Raw genomic sequence first — 18,904 nt, forward strand, 5'->3', positions numbered from 1 at the left:
TCGGGAATGAAAAAAAGCGCGGGGCCTTGCGCCCCGCGCTGTCGCTTTTCAGGCTGAGACGATGCTTAGCCGAGCACTTCTTTCACCGCGTCGACGGTGGCCGAGACGATGGTGTCGGCTTCCGCGCGGGTCAGGCAGAAGGGCGGGGCGTAGCCGATGATATCGCCCTGCGGCATGGCGCGGGCGATGACGCCGCGCTTGAGCATGGCGGCGGACACCGATGGTCCGACCTTCTTCGACGGATCGAAGAAGGTGCGGCTGTCGCGGTCCTCGACGAACTCGACGGCGCAGAGCATGCCTTCGCCGCGGATCTCGCCGACATTGGCGTGGTCGCCGAGCGCGTCGGACATGGCCTTGTTGAGATAGGCGCCGGTCTCGCCGGCATTCGAGATCAGGTTCAGCTTGTCGAGAAGCTGCAGGTTGGCAACGCCCGCCGCCGCGCCGATCGGGTGCGCGGAATAGGTCCAGCCATGGCCGATCGGGCCGTTCTCGTCGGTGCCCTGCTCGAGGACCTTCCATACCTTGTCGGAGATGATCGAGCCGGACAGCGGGGCATAGGCCGAGGTCAGGCCCTTGGCGATGGTGATGATGTCGGGCTCGATGCCGTAATGGGCGGAGCCGAACATGGTGCCCAGACGCCCGAAGCCGGTGACCACTTCGTCGGCGATCAGCAGGATATCGTGTTTTTTCAGCACGTTCTGGATGGCTTCCCAATAGCCGGCGGGCGGCGGCACGATGCCGCCGGTGCCGAGGACCGGCTCGCCGATGAAGGCCGCGATAGTGTCCGCGCCTTCCCGCTCGATCAGGGCTTCGAGCTCGCGGGCGCAATGCGCGACGAAGTCTTGTTCCGACATCGCCAGGTCTTCGCGGCGATAATAATAGGGCGCCTCGGTGTGGATGACGGTGCTGAGCGGCAGGTCGAACTTCTTGTGAAACAGTTCAAGCCCGGTCAATGAACCGGTCATCAGGCCCGAGCCGTGATAGCCGCGCCAGCGGGAGATGATCTTCTTCTTCTCCGGCCGGCCGAGGATGTTGTTGTAGTACCAGACGAGCTTGATGTTGGTCTCGTTGGCATCCGAACCCGACAGGCCGAAATAGACGCGGCTCATGTTGTCGGGCGCGCGGTCGATGATCATCTTGGCGAGCGTCACCGAGGCTTCGGTGCCATGGCCGACATAGGAGTGGTAATAGGCCAGCTCCCTGGCCTGCTCGGCGATGGCATCGGCAACTTCCTGGCGGCCGTAGCCGATGTTGACGCAGTAGAGGCCGGCGAAGGCGTCGAGCAGCCTGTTGCCTTCGCGGTCCGAGATATGGACGCCTTCGCCGCCGGTGACGATCCGGTTCTTCAGTTCGCCACGGGCGAACTGGCCCAGATGGGTCGAGGGGTGGAAGAAGTGGTCGTGATCCCACTGGTCAAGCTGGTCGTTGCGAAGCATCGGCTTTCCTTTCGATTATCGTTCGTTCGTGTTGTTGCGAGGGTCTGCCGCGGGCTCACGCCCAGTCGCGGCAGACATATTTGACTTCGGTGAAGGCCTCCATGCCGAGACGCGAACCTTCGCGTTCGAGACCGGACTGCTTCATGCCGCCAAAGGGGATCGGCGCGCCGGTGACCTTGGTGCGGTTGACGGCGACCATGCCGAACTGCAGCGCCCGGCTGGCGCGGTAGATGCGGCGCGGGTCCTGTGTGTGAAGATAGGCGACGAGGCCGTATTCGGTGTCGTTGGCGCGGGCCAGCGCTTCCTCTTCGGTGTCGAAGGGCGCGATTGCGGCCACGGGCCCGAATGTTTCCTCATGCATGATGAGGGCGTCGGCGGGCACATCGGCAAGCACCGTCGGCTGGAAGAAGAGGTCGCCGGCTTCGTGACCCTTGCCGCCGGTCAGCACGCGCGCGCCCTTCTCGACGGCGTCCTCGACATGCTGGCGCTGTTTAGCGACGGCCTTTTCGTTCATCAGCGGGCCGATATCGGGATCGTCCATGCCGATGCCGACCGAGAGCATCGCGGTGCGGGCGGCGAATTTTTCGCAGAAAGTCCTGTAGACCGAGCGTTCCACGAAAAAGCGGTTGGCGCCGAGGCAATCCTGGCCCGAGGTTGCGAACTTTGCCTTGATCGCCTCGTCGACGGCCTGGTCCATGTCGGCATCGGCAAACAGAATGAAAGGCGCATGGCCGCCGAGTTCAAGCACAAGGCGCTTCACGGTGTCGGCGGAGCGCCTATAGAGATGCTTGCCGATCTCGGTGGAGCCGGTGAAGGACAGCGCGCGAACACGGGGATCGTTGAGCCAGGGCTCGACGATCGTGGCGGCATTCCCGGTGACGACGTTGAACACGCCGGCGGGAAGGCCTGCGCGTTCAGCAAGTTCGGCCAGCGCGAGCGCGGAGAACGGGGTCTCGGCGGAGGGATGAACCAGCACGGTGCAGCCGGCGGCAAGGGCCGCGGCCGCCTTGCGGGTGATCATCGCCGAGGGGAAGTTCCACGGCGTGATGAGCGCTGCAACGCCGAGCGGCTCGCGCCATACCTCGACTTCGGCATCGCGCAGGTGCGAGGTCACGCTCTCTATGTTGGGGCGCTTGGCTTCCTCGGCGTAGAACTCGATGAAGGCCGCAGCATAGTCGATCTCGCCGCGTGCCTCGGAGATCGGCTTGCCCTGTTCGAGCACCATGATGCGGGCCAGGTCCTCACGGTGTTCGCCCATGAGCTCGAACCAGCGCCGCAGCATCGTCGAGCGTTCCTGTGGCAGGAGCGACGCCCATTCGGGAAAGGCCGTCTGCGCAGCATCGATTGCGGCGGCGCTGTCATCGCTGCTCAGCGCCGCGATTTCCCCGAACTCGGAGCCGTCAGCCGGGTTGGTCACGCTGATCGCCGCGCCGTTGGTTGCTGCCGTCCACTTTCCGTCAATGTAAGAGAAGCTGCGCAGGAGTTTGGGATCGTCGAGACGGGACATGTCCCGGCGGACGGTATCGATGCGGTGCGCTTCTGCCATGTCTCTCTCCCGTTTTGTGCGTGATGGATCGCCGCTCAGGTGGGCGATCGGATGCATCGAGACTATCGGGCGGCGGGCAGTCGGATTCTCTTATCGAAATGTCCCGGGCAGAGGATTCCTCTTTTTTACGGGGGCGAAAGGGAGAGAAATCAACCCTTGCCGCGTGGCGGCAGCAGGGCCTCGAAGGGAATGCGGCCGGATTTGACGGGCTTGGTGACGATATAGGTGAAGTAGCGCGCAAAACCCGCGCCTTCGCCGAGCAACTGGTCGATCATGCGCTGGTAGGTGTCGATGTCCCTGCAGACGACATGCAGCAGATAGTCGTAGCCGCCCCCCAGCGCCCAGCAATTGACGATCTCGTCGTAGCGCTCCACGGCGCGCTCGAAACCCTGCATGGTTTCGACCCGGTGATTTTCGAGTTCCGCCATCACGAAGACTTCCACATGGGGGGCGATTTTCTTCAGGCTGATTTCCGCGCGGTAGGCGGAAATGATGCCTGCCTTCTCCAGCCGCTGAAGCCGTTCCCAGCAGGGCGTGGCCGACAGGGAAACGCGCCTGGCGAGCTCCGTCTTGGAGATGCGTCCCTCGCGGTCGAGAACGGACAGGATCTTGATATCGCGGTCGTCGAGCTTGATCATTGCGGGTTTCCACAGAATGGCGAGGGGCTTGTCAATTGTCCCTTTTTCGGGTCACACTAAATCATGACAATATGGCCTCCACAACCCGGGACGCTTCGTCGTCCCGCTTATCGTTCGCTGGCCGACGCGGTTATGCAAGCAATTGAAAGCGGTCAGCTCAAGCAGGGCGACCGTCTGCCCACCCATCGCAATCTCGCCTACGATCTGGGACTGAGCGTACAGACGGTGGGGCGCGCCTATGACGAACTGATCAGGCGCGGCGTCATCAGCGGCGAAGTGGGTCGCGGCACCTTCGTGCGGGCCACCGGCAACGAGACCCGCACGCCCTATCTGCCGCGCAATCCCGACGGCCCGATGATCGATCTGTCGCTGCTGAAGCCGGTGCTCGAGCCTATGCATGCTGCGTTGATGAAGCAGGCGCTTAAGGACCTCGCCGACGATCTGCCAACAACGATCTACGCGTCGTTCAGGCCGGCCACCGCACTGGGGAAATACCGGGAGAACGCCATAAAGTGGCTGAGGCATTGCGGAATCGAGCTGCAATCGCAGGGGGTTATGATCACCAACGGGTCGAGCCCCGCAATGGCGTTGGCGGTCCTGACCGCGGCCAATGGCGGAGACCTGATCGCGGCCGAGACACTCACGCATCATACGCTCAAACCCCTTGCCGGCTATCTCGGCTATCGCCTTCGCGGCGTGCCGTCCGACGATCAGGGCATGATCCCCGAAGCGCTTGAACGGCTGAGCCTTCGCGAGACCGTTCGCGCTGTCTATCTGATGCCCGCGGGCCTTGGTCCCCAGGCCCGGATCATGCCGGAAGAGCGGCGGCGCGCGCTCGTCGAGGTCGCCCGGAAACGCGATATCATCATCATCGAGAATGATGCGTGGGGGCCAATGCAGGCGAATCGTCCGGCGCCGATCGCCAACATGGCGCCCGAGCGGACCTTCTATTTCACCGGGCTGACGAAATGCGTGATGCCGGGCCTGCGGCTGGGCTTTCTCGTCATGCCCGAGGCGCTGGAGGCCGCGACCGCCAACCGCCATCTCGTTGTCAACTGGATGGCAACGCCCATGCTCGCGGAAATAGCCGCACGCTGGATCGAGGACGGGACCGCCGAGAAGCTCGCCCGCTACCAGGCCGAGGCTTTCGCCGAACGCAACCGTCTGGCCGAGATCATTCTGGCGGGCGTCCCCTTCAGATCCTCGCCGAACGGCATGCATATCTGGCTGCCGATGCCTCCCGGCTGGAGCGAGGACGACTTCGTCTCCCATGCCCGCCAGCAAGGCGTTGCGGTCGCGCCAGGAGGTGCGTTCGCGATTGCCGATGATTATCCGGAGCCGGCGGTGCGCGTGTGCCTCGGAGGGCAGTCGATCGAGACGCTGGAGAGCGGTTTGAGGGTCATCGGCCGCATTATCCGGAGCCGCTTTGAGCCGGCGCTTCTGACCAATTAGCGCGGCCGCCTGCGGCCAGTCCGGTCGTTCGAAGAACAAGCCAAGTCTGCCAACGGGCCTCATTCGAAATTGTAATGATTTAATATAATTATTGACTCTAAATTGTCATTGTTTCACCGTTGCCAAATCAGAACAATAATAAAACTAGAGCGGGAAACACCGGCACGATCAATTCGGATCGTCGAAGCCGGAGACAGCGCAGACCGATTTCAAGGCAATATTCCTGCCCGGTACCGCCGTGGCAGGCCCGTATGCCATTGCGGTCGCGCACCAACACAATGGGAGCAACCATTTATGCGCATTAACAAACAGATCCTTTTCAGTTCCATTGCTGCGACCGTGATGACCGTCGCCGGTCTCGGCACCGCACATGCGGCCACCTGGAAGTACGCCTTCGAGGAAGCCATGGACGAGGTGCAGGGCAAATACGCCCAGAAGTTCAAGGAAGTGATAGAGGCCAATTCCGACCACCAGATCCAGCTCTTCCCGTTCGGCACGCTCGGTGAATCCGCGGACATCATGGAACAGGCCCAGTCCGGCATTCTTCAGTTCGTTGACCAGTCGCCTGGCTTCACCGGTTCGCTGATCCCGGAAGCCCAGGTCTTCTTCGTGCCGTACCTGCTGCCGACCGACCAGGAACAGCTTGCCCGTTTCTACAAGGACTCCAAGGCCGTCAACGAGATGTTCCCCGAGCTCTATGCCGAGCAGGGACTTGAACTCCTCACCATGTTCCCCGAAGGCGAAGTCGCCATGACCACCAAGGAGCCGGTGGAAACCTGCGCCGACCTTGAGGGCGTGAAATTCCGGGTCATGACCAACCCGCTGCTGGTTGAGAGCTACAAGGCATTCGGCGCAACGCCGACGCCGCTGCCCTGGGGCGAGGTCTACGGTTCGCTGCAGACGAACATCATACAGGGCCAGGAAAACCCCACCTTCTTCCTGTACTCGACGAAGCTCTATGAGGTGACCGACTACATCACCTATGCCGGCCACAACAACTTCACCACGGCGGTGATGGCCAACAAGGACTTCTTCGACGGACTGAGCGAGGAAGACCAGGCGCTCATCGAGAAGGCCTCGACGGAAGCCTACGACTACATCGTCGACTATCAGAAGGGTCTGGCTGATTCCGAGCTGAAGAAGATCACGGACGCCAAGCCCGAGATGACGGTGACGGTGCTGAATGAAGAGCAGCGCGAATGCTTCAAGGACGCTGCCGCAGACGTGGAAGCGACCTTCATCGAGATGACCGGCGAGTCCGGCCAGGAAATTCTCGACCAGATGAAGGCCGATCTGAAGGCTGCCGAAGAAGGTTAAGTCCCGATACGGCTGGACGAATACCAAGGATCAGGAACAGGACCGGGCGGGTGAGAGCCCGCCCGGTATCTTTCAGGATCGGGAACATATGAGATGACCGACAGCGGCGAAGACAGCATTGAGCAGCATGAATCCACTTTACCCGGCATTCTGGGCGTAATCGACACGACCATCAGCCGGATAGAATCCTTCTTTCTCGCCACCGGCGTCCTGCTGATGGCACTGAACACGGTCGCCAATGTGGTGGGCCGTTTCGCGTTTCAGCAGAGCATCTTCTTTTCCGAAGAACTCAACCGCATTCTCATCATTCTCATTACCTTCGCGGGCATCTCCTATGCGGCGCGGCACGGACGCCACATCCGGATGTCGGCGATCTACGACGCCCTGCCGAGCAATGTCCGCAAGCCGCTGATGATAGGCATCGCGCTGGTGACCGCGCTCTTCATGTTCGGGCTGTGCTACTACTCGATTGGCTATCTCCTGACGCAGGCATCGCGCGGCCGCGTGCTTCCCGCCCTTCAGATTCCCGTCTGGATCACCCTCGTCTGGGTGCCGATCGGCTTCTTCATGACGGGTGCGCAATATGTGCTGACCGCCATCAAGAACATGACGTCGCGTGACATCTATCTCTCGACCAGCGTGCTCGAGGGATACGAAGAAGACGAACTCGAGATCTGAGGACGGCATCATGGCAGCTACAATTTTCATCGCGATGATCGTCCTCCTGCTTCTGGGTTTCCCGATGATGATCCCGCTCATCGTCGGCGCGTTCATCGGGTTCTTCACGATGTTCGGCGGCATGGGGCAGATGGAAACCATGGTCCAGCAGATGCTCGCCGGCATCCGTCCGGCCTCGCTGATCGCGGTTCCGATGTTCATCTTCGCCGCCGACATCATGACGCGCGGACAGTCGGCCGGACGTCTGATCGACCTTGTGATGGCTTTTGTGGGCCATGTCCGTGGTGGTCTGGCCGTCTCCACGGCGGCAGCCTGCACGCTTTTTGGCGCGGTCTCCGGTTCCACGCAGGCGACGGTGGTCGCCGTCGGCTCGCCGCTTCGGCCGCGCATGCTGAAGGCCGGTTACAAGGATAGCTTCATTCTGGCTTTGATCGTCAACGCCTCCGACATCGCCTTCCTGATCCCGCCGTCGATCGGCATGATCATCTACGGCGTCGTGTCCAATACCTCGATCGCCGAACTCTTCATCGCCGGCATCGGTCCGGGCCTGCTGATCCTCGTGCTGTTTTCGATCTACAGCTACATCTACGCGGTGCGCAACAACGTGCCGACCGAGGAGCGGGCGACATGGTCCGAGCGCGGCAGGGCCCTGCTTGCAGCCCTCTGGCCCATGGGCTTCCCCGTCATCATCATCGGCGGCATCTATGGCGGCGTCTTCAGCCCGACGGAAGCCGCCGCGGCCTGCGTGCTTTATGCCTTGCTTCTCGAAGTCCTGATCTTCCGTTCGATCACGGTTGGCGAGGTCTACCAGACCGCCAAGTCGACCGGCCTGATCACGGCGGTGGTGTTCATTCTGGTGGGCGCAGGTGCTGCCTTTTCATGGGTGATCTCGTTTGCGCAGGTGCCGCAGGCAATCCTCGGCGCCATCGGCATTACCGAGATGGGGCCGATCGGCGTGCTGTTCGTCATTTCGATCGCCTTCTTCGTCGGCTGCATGTTCGTCGATCCGATCGTCGTTATCCTCGTTCTGGTGCCGATCTTCGCGCCGGTTGTGGATGCAGTCGGTCTCGATCCGGTGCTTGTCGGCGCCATCATCACGCTGCAGGTTGCGATCGGTTCGGCCACGCCACCGTTCGGCTGTGACATTTTCACGGCGATCGCGGTCTTCAAGCGACCTTATATCGAGGTGATCCGCGGGACGCCGCCCTTCATCCTCATTCTCATGGGGGTCGCGGTGGCCCTGATCTTCTTCCCGCAGATCGCACTCTTCGCGCGCGATCTGGCATTCAGATAAACCGGGAGGGAAAAAATGTTCAAAACGATTGTCGTTGCCGTCGACGGGTCGGAAGGCTCGAAGAAGGCCATCCGCTACGGCGCCCAGATGCAGGCGCAGTATGAGGGCGAGCTTCTCATGCTGACCGTATACCGGCACCACTCATTGCTCGAGGGCTCGATGTCGATGGTGCGTCCGCAGACCCCGGAGAATATCGATGACGCCATGCGTGGCTATGCCAGGGAAGTGGCGGACGAGGCCAAGGTGCTGGCCAGGGAAGCCGGCGCCACCAAGTTTCGCGCCTTCATCAAGAGCGGCCAGCCCGCGCGCACCATCGTGAAGTTCTCCGCCGATCACGCCGCCGACCTGATCGTTGTCGGCAGCCGGGGCATGGGCGATATAGAGGGTTTTCTGCTGGGCAGCGTTTCCCATAAGGTGACGAGCCTGGCGTCGTGTCCAGTACTGGTCGTCTGACGCCGCGGCGCGTCTGTGCGTTTCCCGGAGAGCATGATGGCAGAGCCACAAGTTTCGATGTCGCCGCAAGAGGTCGGCTACGAGAGCCCGGGCGCAACTGTGCGATTCGGTCTCATCGCTCTTGCGACCGACATGACGACGGAGCCGGACTTCGTGAGGATCTTTCCGCCCGAGGCGATCGTGCATACGACGCGCGTGCATTACGCCAATCCGACGACGCCGGAAAACCTGCGCAAGATGGCGCCGCTTCTCACCGATGCCGCGGCGCTTATCACGCCGGGCGTTCCGATTGTCGGCATCTGCTATTCCTGCACGTCGGCTTCGGCCACGATCGGGGTCGAGACGGTCGAGCGGTCCATCCATGCCGTGCGGCCCGGCATCCCGGTGGTGCTGCCCACCGGCGCCTCGACGCTCGCTTTCAAAGCGCTTGGCGTGAACCGTATTGCCATCGTCACGCCCTATCTGCCGGAAGCGAGCGAGGCCGTTGCCGGATATTTCGCTTCGCAAGGCTTCGATGTGACGACCCATCACTGCTTGGGACTGGCTGATGATCGCGACATGGCGAGGCTCTCGAAGCAGACGATCGTGAAGGCGGCAATGGCGGCCGATGGCCCCGATAATGAGGCGATATTCCTCTCATGCACAGCCATGCCCGCGGTCGGCGCGATTTCCGAGATCGAGGAGCGCACCGGAAAACCGGTGGTGACATCCAACCAGGCAAGCGCCTGGGAGATGCTGCGCCGCGGCGGGTTCAATGACTGGCGCCCCACCGAATACGGAAGACTGTTCACGCTTCAGCTCGACGGCCTGAACGCAGGATTTGCTGCATGACCCAATCGGATTTCATCGGTATCGGAGAAATCGAGGCGGCGCGCGAACGCATTGCCGCGACCATCCGTCTAACGCCGGTCAATGTCTCCGAGACGCTTTCGGTGTTTGCCGGCGTGCCGGTGCATCTCAAGCTCGAACATCTGCAGCATACCGGCAGTTTCAAGCTGCGCGGAGCGGCCAACGCGGTTTCCCTTCTGTCGGACGAGGAGCGGAGGGCGGGCGTTGTCGGCGTGTCCACCGGCAATCACGGCCGGGCTCTGGCGTATGCCGCCAAGGCTTCCGGCGTGGGTTGCGTGATCTGCATGTCGCGCCTGGTGCCACAGGTGAAGGTCGACGGTATCCGGGCGCTTGGCGCGGAGGTCCGCATTGTCGGCAGGTCTCAGGACGAAGCCCAGGCCGAAGTCGAGAAGTTGGTCGCCGAGGGCATGACGATGATCCCGCCCTTCGATCATCCCGCGGTGATCGCCGGACAGGGAACGCTCGGCCTCGAAATCGTCGAGCAGATCCCCGATGTCGAGACCGTCGTCGTGCCGCTTTCCGGCGGCGGGCTGATTGCCGGGGTGGCCGCCGCCTGCAAGGCGCGGAACAAGGATATTCGCATTGTCGGCATCACCATGGAGCGCGGCGCCGCGATGATCGCAAGCCTGAAGGCGGGCGCGCCGATCGCGGTCGAGGAACTGCCGACGCTGGCCGATTCCCTCGGCGGCGGGATCGGACTATCGAACCGCTATACCTTCGCCATGACCCACGACCTCGTGGATGAAACCTTTCTGCTCGACGAAGCCCAGATCGCCGCCGGCATGCGCCACGCCTATTGGCAGGAGCGGCAGATCGTCGAAGGGGCCGGTGCGGTGGGGATTGCCGCAGTCATCGCCAAAACGTTCAAGCCGAAAGGACCGGTCGCGCTCATCCTGTCCGGAGGCAATGTCGACATGAAGCAGCATTTCCGGGTGATCGGCGGCGAGGATGTCGACCTCATGAAAGAGCTTGCCTGAAATGCCGAAGATCAAGATTCTCACCCAGTCCGATCTGGTGAAAGCCGTGCCGCTCGATGGCGAAGCGGTCGATTGCGTCGAGAACGCCTTTGCGGCCCTTGCCGGCGGAAAGGTGGTCATGCCGCCGATTCTGAGCCTTGCGATCAGGGAAGCGAATGGCGAAGTCGACGTGAAGACGGCTTATGTGCCTGGTCTCGACAGTTTTGCCATAAAAGTCTCGCCCGGCTTCTTCGACAATCCGAAGATCGGTCTGCCGAGCACGTCCGGGCTGATGATGGTTTTCTCGGCCAGGACCGGGGTTCTCGAAGCGCTGCTCCTCGACAACGGCTATCTGACCGACGTACGCACCGCGGCCGCCGGCGCGGTGGCGGCCAGACACTGCTCGCGCGAAGATTCCGCGACGGTCTGCGTTTTCGGCGCTGGCATGCAGGCGCGGCTTCAATTGCAGGCGCTGATGCTCGTCCGTCCGGTGAAAAAGGCGCCGATCTGGGCGCGCGATATGGCCAAAGCCGAGGCGCTGGCCGAGCGGATCAGAACCGAGGACGGCATTGCGGCTGTCGCGGTGGCCGATCCGGAAGCGGCCGTCAGCGCGGCCGATATCGTGATCACCACGACGCCGGCGACCGAGCCCGTCCTGAAGGCGGATTGGCTGAAGCCCGGCCAGCACGTCACCGCCATGGGTTCCGACCAGCATTCCAAGAACGAGATCGAGCCGGCATGTCTGTTGAGGGCCGATGCCTATGTCCCCGACCGCCAGTCGCAGACCGCGGAACTCGGCGAACTGCGTTCGGCGATCGCGGCAGGCGTCATCCCCGCCGAAAAGAAGTTCGCCGAACTCGGAGACATCATCACGGGCGCCGCGAGGGCGCGTCTTGCGCCGTCCGACCTCACCATTGCCGACCTGACCGGAACCGGGGTTCAGGACACCGCGATCGCAACGCTCGCCCTCAAGAAGGCGGATCAACTGGGTCTCGGCGTCACGTTCGACTCCGAGGCGTGATCGGCAGCCATACGGCATAGAAAGCAAAAGACATGTCAGCACCGCAACTGGCCTTTTCACGCAGCGAGTTTGCCCAGCGCATCGAGAAGACGCGCAAGGCCATGGAAGAACGCGAGGTGGAGGTTCTGATCGTCTCGGACCCGTCCAACATGGCCTGGCTGACGGGCTATGACGGCTGGTCATTCTATGTGCATCAATGCGTCATCGTCGGTCCCGACGGCGACCCCGTCTGGTTCGGCCGCGATCAGGACCGCAATGGCGCCAGGCGCACCTGTTTCATGGCGGAAGACGACATGATCGGCTATCCGGATCACTATGTGCAGTCGGATGTTCGCCATCCGATGGATTTTCTCGCCGCCCGGCTTGAGGAGCGCGGCTGGGACAGGAAGCGCATTGGCGTGGAGATGGACAATTACTGGTACACCGCGCAGGCCCATGCCTCGCTGCGGCAGCACCTTCCCAATGCCACCTTCGTCAACGCCAACAGCCTGGTGAACTGGCAGCGCGCGGTGAAATCGGATCAGGAGCTTCTCTACATGCAGCGTGCCGCCCGTATCGTCGAGCGCATGCACCAGCGGATCTTCGAGAAAGTCGAGCCCGGCATTCGCAAATGCGATCTGGTGGCCGATATCTACGACGCCTCCCTCAGGTTCGACGACGATCTCGGGTTCGGCGGCGACTATCCGGCGATCGTGCCGCTCCTGCCATCGGGCATCGATGCATCCGCGCCGCACCTGACCTGGAGCGACGAGCCGCTGCGGCTGGGCGAAGGCACCTTTTTCGAGATCGCCGGCGTGTATCGCCGCTATCACTGCCCGCTGTCGCGCACGGTCTTCCTCGGCAAGCCGACAGAGACTTTCCTCAACGCGGAAAAAGCCGTGCTCGAGGGCATGGAAGCCGGGCTCGAAATGGCGCGTGCTGGAAATCTCTGCGAGGATGTCGCCAATGCCTTCTTCGGCGTCTTGAAGAAATACGGGATCACCAAGGATAATCGCACCGGCTACCCGATCGGCCTCTCCTATCCGCCGGACTGGGGCGAACGCACCATGTCGCTCCGTCCCGGCGACAAGTCGGTGCTTGAGGAAAACATGACCTTCCACTTCATGACCGGCCTGTGGATGGAAGACTGGGGCTTCGAGATCACCGAAAGCATCGTCATCAGGGAAGGCGGGCCGGAGTGCCTCGCCAACGTGCCGCGCAAATTGTTCGTGAAGGGCTGATGAGACGGCGACCGTCTGCGGGGGACGATCAGCGCGCGACCTTCAGCTTTGCCTGTTCGAGGGTCCAGTATTCCATGTCGAAGAGGTCCGCTTCCGAAATCGGCGTGAAGCGGCCATAGGATTCGGCGGCATTGATGGCGCGGGTTGCCTGTTCGCAGAGATCACCTCCGATCCTTGCGGCGTTTTCGGTGGCCCCCAGGGCAACCATGCCTTCGCTCCTGATGACCACGACCCTTGGATAGGTATCGAGGATGGTCTTCGGTTCATCGGCCCGCGCGGCGTTGCGTCTGAAATAGGCTTCGTAACGTTCGCGATATGCCGCAAGAGCCTCAACGATCTGCTTTTCGGTATCGTCTTTTCCGATGATCATGGGCCATGGCTTGATGCGGATCACGTGATCCGGCGTCACAGTGCCGCGCGCGGATACGGCATCGACGTCCGCGCGCGAAACATAGTCGCGGATTGCAGGCGTCGAGCGGTAGTCCATATGCAGTGCCTTCGCAAATGGCGAGCCTTCGCCGCGAAGGACATTTTCCAGCCTCCGCAGCAAGGCTTCATCGGGTTGCCGATCGCTTGTCTGAGGCCCGGCGAGGGCGGCGCCCTTATCAGCCAGCTCCTGCTCCGCCATCGTCACGAATTCGATCATCAGATCGTAGGAATGCTTCGCCGTGTCCGCGAAGGTGAAAAGCCCGTGGTTTTCGAGCCAGAGTCCTTCGCAATCGGGATTTGCCCGGTAGACCTTGTCCGCCTCGATCGAGAGGTCGAAGCCGGGCATCACATACGGCACGAAGGCGAGTCGGTCGCCATAGATGCGCTTCACCGTCTCAGCCATGTCCTTCTGGTCGGCCAGCGCAAGGATCGCGGTTGCATGGCTGTGATCGACGAAACGGAAGGGCAGGAAGGCGTGAAGCAGCGCTTCGACCGAAGGGTTGGGCGAGGCGGGATCAAGCAGGTTGGCCCTCAGAAGCGCGACCATGTCCGGATCGCTCAGTTTGTCGCCGTTACGCGCAGCGAGAAGCGGCGCCATTCTGACGGCAGGCAATCCGGGCGCCTCGATCGTGTCGAGATCCCAGCCGCTGCCCTTGATGTGGATGATTTCTTCGCCGTCAGCGCCGGTCACCTTGACCGAGGTGTTGCCGCCGCCATGGAGAACGAGATCGGGATCGGCCCCGATGATGCGCGAGGTATAGACCCTGAGACCCAGTTGCGGGTCCTGTCCTGCCGCGATTGCGGCGTCCTCGAAGGCCTTTGCATCGATGTCGTTCCAGCGGCTTTGCATGTCATATTTCCCGTTATCAAGAAAAGGACGGGCGACCGTGATCGCCCGTCTCGTCTGTTCTGCTTCGATCAGAAGTCAAAATCGTTGATGTTGTCCTTGGTGAAGACGGTCCGCTCCGGCAGCAGGATGATGCCGTTGCCATCGGCTTCGTAATCATAGCCCTGAACGCTGTTGGGGGAGACTTCGACGGTGCCGATGCCCGGAATGTCGAGCGTGTCGCCCACCTTCATCGGGCCGTTCTTCAGAACGTGATCGGCGACATAGACCGAGATCTTGCCCTGCTGCGTGACGTCCCAGAGACCGAAGCGGTCAATCGTGCCGCGCTCGATATAGGGGCGCATGACGTTGGGGGTCGAAAACCCGACGATGGTCACGTCATCCGCGCGCTTCAGGTTTTCAGCGGCCTGGGCTGCTGCGGGAAGCGCGTTGGCATCGGGCGCGATGATGGCGTCGAGGTCCGGATAGGTCTGCAGAATGCTTTCCGCCGTCTGCAGCGATTTCTGGGCGTCGTTGTAGCCATATTGCGTGGTCACGATTTCCCAGCCCGGATGCTCCTTGGCGATCTTTTCTTTGGCGGCGTTCGCCCATGCATTCTGATCGGTCACCGTCGGGCTCGAATAGAAGAAGGCGACCTTTGCATTGTCCTTGGTGACGCCTTCGGCTGCCATGTCCACCAGAAGACCGCCGAGCTGCTCTGGCGTGCCCTGGTTGATGTAGTAGCTGCGGCATTCCGGGTTGACGTCGCTGTCCCAGGTCATCACCAGCACATCGCGGGCCATGGCGCGCTTCAATGCCGGGCAAAGGCCATCGGGAGAAACAGAGGATACGATAATCGCCTTGTAGCCCTGGTTCACGTAGTTGTTGATGAACTGGACCTGGCCGGAAACGCTCGGCTCGGTTGGCCCGTCATAGGTCACGTCGTCGCCGAGTTCCTCGCCGGCCGCGACCGCGCCAGCGCCGCCGCTCGTGAAAAAGCCGACGCCGACCAGTTTCGGAATGAAGGCGATCTGCTCGGATGCATATGCCCCGCCCGCCATGAGCATCGAGCCGGCCAGCAATGCCGCGCCAAAAACGCCCGTCTTGAAACCAGAATTCTTCATTTTCATTCTCCTCCTTAAGAAACCGTCGCCCGCTTTGCATTCTGCTGGCGTGCGACAGCGATGAAATCGGCAAGCATTGTCGTGCCGTGACGCAATGCGACCGCTACAACCAGCAACCCTCCCGAAAGTGCGCTGGAAATCTGACTGGGAACACCGACCGCCTGTAGGCCCTGTTGCAGGTAGCCGATGACGAAGGTGGCGATCAGGGTGCCGATGATGGACCCCTGTCCGCCGTAGATGGATGCGCCCCCGAGTACGGCGGCGGTGACCGCCGGCAGCAGGGTGGACGAGCCGAGGTCGACGCGGGCCGAGCCGAAATAGGCTGACAGAGCAAGGCCGGCAATGGCCGCGCAAAGGCCGGTGATCACATAGGTGATGGTCTGCACCCGGGCGACGGGAATGCCCGAGAACCGGGCCGCGCTCTCCGACTGGCCCGTCAGGAACACGGCGCGCCCGAACCTCGTCATGTGCAGCAACACGATCAGCACCGCCGCAATCGCGACAAACAGCAGAGTGGGAGCGGGAATACCGAGAAACTCGGCATATCCGAAACCGGTAAAGACCTCTGGAAAATTGCCGATCCCCTCATAACCGCCGGCCCCCGCCAGACCGGAAACAACGGTCGCGGTGCCCTGGAACAGGTAAAGGCTGCCAAGTGTCACCACCAGCGGCTGGATCTTCGAGAAATGGATGACCCAGGCGTTGAGAAGTCCGCAAAGGCTTCCAACGATCAGCGCAACGGCGATCGAGAGCGGCAGCGGCATGCCGAAATAGTTGGAGATGCCGAAGGAGATTGCGGCAAAGCCGATGACGGAAGCGAATGAAACGTCGATCCCGCCTGCGATGATGACCAGTGTCAGGGGCAGGGCGACAATGCCGATCTGCACGAAATCGGAAATCCCGTAGATCAGGTTCGAGAGGTTGAGAAAGCGTGGATTGATCAGGCCGAAAACCGCCAATTCCACGATCAGCATCAAAAGTAGCGCCGTTTCCCAGCGGAAGATGATCTTTTTCATTGGTCGGCTCCGGCGTTGGCGGATGTGGTCGGGGGAAACTCTGCCGGTCGTTCGCTTCGGTCATGAACGGCATAGCGCTTGGCGCGGATGCGGCGGCTGACGATCAGGCGGATGCGGCCGTCGAGCAGGATGACGGACAGCAGGATCGCGCCGGCGATGAAGTCGTTCCAGTAGGCGGGGATCTTCAGGAAGACCAGCGCGCTGTCGATCGATGTAAGGAACAGAACCGCGGCAATGACGCCGCCGACGGAGCCGGTTCCTCCGAGCAGGCTGACGCCGCCGAGGACATTGACGGCGATGGCCTTGAGCTCGACGCCGTTGCCCGCCTGGTTGGGAATGAACCCGATCTGCGCTGCGAAGGTCAGTCCCGCAAGCGCTGCGCAGATGCCGGTTATGACGAAGGCTGTAAACTGAACCAGCCTGACGGGAATGCCCAGATGATGGGCGGCCGCGCGGTTGTCGCCAACCGCATAGAAGGATCGTCCGAAATTGGTGGCGCGCAGGAGAAGCCAGATCGCGACGAGCATGGCAAAGACAATGAGTGTCAGCACCGAAATACCGAATGCAGCATTGGCGGCAAGCGCCTTCAGGCCCTGCGGCAAGTCCTCGATCCAGCGTCCGCCGGTCATGGCCAGCATGAGGCCGCGGTAAAAGCCGAGCGTTCCGAGGGTGGCCACGATCGAGGGGATGCCGAGATAGGCGACAAGCACGCCGTTGACGGCGCCAGCCGCGATGCCGGTCGCAATGCAAAGCGCGATTGCCAGGGGGAGGCTCGCGCCCGCATTCAGCGTCAGGCCGAGGACGGCCGCACTGAGACCGAGCACCGACCCGCTTGAGACATCGATGTTGCGGGTGATGATCACCACCATCGTGCCGAGCGAAATCAGGGCGAGCACGAGGCTGTTCGACAGCACCACAGAAGCGGTCGCAAGAGATAGATAGCCGGGGGCAAAGGCGCCGGCTGCAAGTGATGCGAGGACCAGCACAACAAGAAGGGTCAGGACCCGGTTCCGGGAAAAAGCCTCAAGCATGGGCGTTTTCTCCCGCACCGAATGCCATCCTTGCGATGGCATCGACCGCGATATCGCTGTCGATTTCACCGGCATGCCTGCCGAACGCCATCACCTGCACGCGGTGCGCCAGAGTTTCGATCTCATCGAAGTCCGAGGAAATCAGCACGATCGCGACGCCGGTCGCGGCAAGTTCGCGGATCAGGGCGTAGATGTCGTTTCTGGCGGCAACATCGACGCCGCGCGTCGGCTCATCCATGATGAGCACCTTGGGTTTCGCCGACAGGCACTTCGCCATCAGAACCTTCTGCTGATTACCACCTGACAGGCCCTTTGCCTCCTGGCCGGGGCCCGTGCAGACGATCCCCATATCGGAACGGAAACGATCGAAGCTCAATCTTTCCCTTCCCGCGCTCAGAAAGAACGGCAGGCGATGGATCAGATAGGAAGACGCGTTCCAGAAGAGCGGCGCTTCGAGAAAGAGGCCGTGTTGCTGGCGGTCTTCGGGCAGATAGACCAGCCCCCGGTCGATCGACCGTCTCGGTGAACGGCTTGGGAAGTCTTCGCCCTCAAGGGTGACAGAGCCGGCCGACTGAGGGCGCAGGCCGAACACTGTCTCGGCAAACTCCGTCCGGCCAGCGCCGACGACGCCGGCAAGACCCAAGATTTCACCGGCATGGACGTCCATGTCGATATCGGCAAAACCTTCTCCGCTCAGATTTCTGACACAGAGCCTGGCGCGGCCGACATGGGAGATGGTTCCCGTCGTCCGGGGGACGGTGACTTCACTTTCGGCATTCTCAACACGGCTCATCGCATCAACGATTTCCTCATCGGTGAAATCGGCAAGCGGGCCGGAAAGGACGATGGCGCCGTCGCGCAGGACACTGATCGTTCCGCAGATTTCGCGAATCTCGCGCAGCTTGTGCGAAATGAAGAAGATGCCGACGCCCTGAGCCTGCAGGTTGCGGACGCGATCAAAAAGCGCGCGGGTTTCAAACGGCGTCAGCGCAGACGTGGGCTCGTCGAGGATGAGAACCCGCGCATCCCGAATCATGCCCCGGAGAATCTCGACGATCTGTCTTTCGGCAATCTCCAGCCCGGCGGCTTCGGCATCGAGATCAAGAGAGACCGACAGCTCCTCGAGCAACTGCTCGACGCGGACGCGCATGCTTCTGGCGGAACGCTTCAATCCGAGGCAGATGTTCTCCAGAACCGTCTGGTTCGGGAAGATATGCGCCTCCTGCGGGACGAAATAGAGCCCGAGTTTCTGGGCGGCTGCGGGCGAGGGGGTCGCGAGCTCCTGTCCGTTGATCTCGACAGATCCCGAATTTGCAGCGATGACCCCGGACATCACCTTCATCAGACTGGATTTTCCGGCGCCGTTCCCGCCCAGAAGCGCATGCACCTCGCCAATGCCAAGCGTCAGCGTGACGCCTTTAAGCACCGGCACGGGCCCGTAGGACTTCCAGATATCGGTCAGCTGCGCAGCCCTCCCGGCTGTCGGCATCGCGAATACTCCTCACCTGTTCAAATGCTCCACCTTGACAACATACGATCACATAGATTGAGTGGCGTCAACATGATCAGAACTGACATTGTTCAAATCCCTTAAGGGAATAACGATTAATTCGATCAG

The 18,904-nt window shown here is 61.8% G+C and carries 17 protein-coding genes; 9 read left to right on the forward strand and 8 right to left on the reverse strand.

Annotated features, from left to right (window positions below; genetic code table 11):
* Positions 1-65: 65 nt before the first annotated feature.
* The 3 genes from V6767_RS05615 to V6767_RS05625 form a co-directional block, all read right to left on the reverse strand.
* Positions 66-1,436 (reverse strand): aminotransferase, encoded by a 1,371-nt coding sequence (locus V6767_RS05615; RefSeq protein ID WP_448472543.1) that lies wholly within the window; start codon positions 1,434-1,436, stop codon positions 66-68.
* Between the two features lie 55 nt (positions 1,437-1,491).
* Positions 1,492-2,982, reverse strand: coding sequence for an NAD-dependent succinate-semialdehyde dehydrogenase (locus V6767_RS05620; RefSeq protein WP_448472544.1), 1,491 nt, complete (start codon positions 2,980-2,982; stop codon positions 1,492-1,494).
* 149 nt (positions 2,983-3,131) lie between these two features.
* The gene (locus V6767_RS05625) at positions 3,132-3,620 is read right to left on the reverse strand and encodes an Lrp/AsnC family transcriptional regulator (protein WP_448472545.1); all 489 of its coding nucleotides are present in this window, start codon (positions 3,618-3,620) and stop codon (positions 3,132-3,134) included.
* A gap of 63 nt (positions 3,621-3,683) precedes the next feature.
* Between V6767_RS05625 and ehuR the strand changes: the two genes are divergently transcribed.
* The 9 genes from ehuR to doeA all read left to right on the forward strand — a co-directional run bounded on the left by ehuR (position 3,684) and on the right by doeA (position 12,860).
* Positions 3,684-5,072, forward strand: coding sequence for a MocR-like ectoine utilization transcription factor EhuR (ehuR, locus tag V6767_RS05630; RefSeq protein WP_448472546.1), 1,389 nt, complete (start codon positions 3,684-3,686; stop codon positions 5,070-5,072).
* Between the two features lie 294 nt (positions 5,073-5,366).
* Positions 5,367-6,389 carry a TRAP transporter substrate-binding protein gene (locus V6767_RS05635; protein ID WP_448472547.1) on the forward strand — a complete coding sequence of 341 codons (1,023 nt, stop codon included), beginning with the start codon at positions 5,367-5,369 and terminating at the stop codon, positions 6,387-6,389.
* Between the two features lie 93 nt (positions 6,390-6,482).
* Positions 6,483-7,067 carry a TRAP transporter small permease gene (locus V6767_RS05640; protein WP_448472548.1) on the forward strand — a complete coding sequence of 195 codons (585 nt, stop codon included), beginning with the start codon at positions 6,483-6,485 and terminating at the stop codon, positions 7,065-7,067.
* 10 nt (positions 7,068-7,077) lie between these two features.
* Complete coding sequence (locus V6767_RS05645; RefSeq protein WP_448472549.1) at positions 7,078-8,361, forward strand: TRAP transporter large permease; 1,284 nt, start codon at positions 7,078-7,080, stop codon at positions 8,359-8,361.
* Between the two features lie 15 nt (positions 8,362-8,376).
* Positions 8,377-8,814, forward strand: coding sequence for a universal stress protein (locus V6767_RS05650; RefSeq protein WP_448472550.1), 438 nt, complete (start codon positions 8,377-8,379; stop codon positions 8,812-8,814).
* 36 nt (positions 8,815-8,850) lie between these two features.
* Positions 8,851-9,645 (forward strand): aspartate racemase/maleate isomerase family protein, encoded by a 795-nt coding sequence (locus V6767_RS05655; RefSeq protein ID WP_448472551.1) that lies wholly within the window; start codon positions 8,851-8,853, stop codon positions 9,643-9,645.
* Positions 9,642-10,640, forward strand: a complete 999-nt coding sequence (gene eutB / locus V6767_RS05660; protein ID WP_448472552.1) for a hydroxyectoine utilization dehydratase EutB — start codon at positions 9,642-9,644, stop codon at positions 10,638-10,640. The genes V6767_RS05655 and eutB overlap by 4 nt, the downstream gene beginning before the upstream one ends.
* Before the next feature lies 1 nt (position 10,641).
* Positions 10,642-11,640: an ectoine utilization protein EutC gene (gene eutC / locus V6767_RS05665; RefSeq protein WP_448472553.1), complete on the forward strand. Its 999-nt coding sequence runs from the start codon at positions 10,642-10,644 to the stop codon at positions 11,638-11,640.
* A 32-nt stretch (positions 11,641-11,672) separates the two neighbouring features.
* Positions 11,673-12,860: an ectoine hydrolase DoeA gene (doeA, locus tag V6767_RS05670; RefSeq protein WP_448472554.1), complete on the forward strand. Its 1,188-nt coding sequence runs from the start codon at positions 11,673-11,675 to the stop codon at positions 12,858-12,860.
* A 28-nt stretch (positions 12,861-12,888) separates the two neighbouring features.
* On the opposite strand, the gene V6767_RS05675 is transcribed toward doeA, so the two are convergent.
* The 5 genes from V6767_RS05675 to lsrA form a co-directional block, all read right to left on the reverse strand.
* Entirely contained in the window at positions 12,889-14,139 is a 1,251-nt protein-coding gene (locus tag V6767_RS05675; protein ID WP_448472555.1) for a class II aldolase/adducin family protein, read from the reverse strand.
* Between the two features lie 68 nt (positions 14,140-14,207).
* Positions 14,208-15,239 carry an autoinducer 2 ABC transporter substrate-binding protein LsrB gene (gene lsrB / locus V6767_RS05680; RefSeq protein WP_448472556.1) on the reverse strand — a complete coding sequence of 344 codons (1,032 nt, stop codon included), beginning with the start codon at positions 15,237-15,239 and terminating at the stop codon, positions 14,208-14,210.
* Positions 15,240-15,253: 14 nt separating this feature from the next.
* Positions 15,254-16,255 carry an ABC transporter permease subunit gene (locus V6767_RS05685; RefSeq protein ID WP_448472557.1) on the reverse strand — a complete coding sequence of 334 codons (1,002 nt, stop codon included), beginning with the start codon at positions 16,253-16,255 and terminating at the stop codon, positions 15,254-15,256.
* Positions 16,252-17,286 carry an ABC transporter permease subunit gene (locus V6767_RS05690; RefSeq protein ID WP_448472558.1) on the reverse strand — a complete coding sequence of 345 codons (1,035 nt, stop codon included), beginning with the start codon at positions 17,284-17,286 and terminating at the stop codon, positions 16,252-16,254. The genes V6767_RS05685 and V6767_RS05690 overlap by 4 nt, the downstream gene beginning before the upstream one ends.
* On the reverse strand, positions 17,279-18,775 hold the full coding sequence (gene lsrA / locus V6767_RS05695; protein ID WP_448472559.1) for an autoinducer 2 ABC transporter ATP-binding protein LsrA: 1,497 nt from the start codon (positions 18,773-18,775) through the stop codon (positions 17,279-17,281). Before lsrA ends, V6767_RS05690 begins: the two co-directional genes overlap by 8 nt.
* Positions 18,776-18,904 lie beyond the last annotated feature (129 nt).

The sequence above is a fragment of the Martelella sp. FLE1502 genome, from assembly GCF_053484255.1.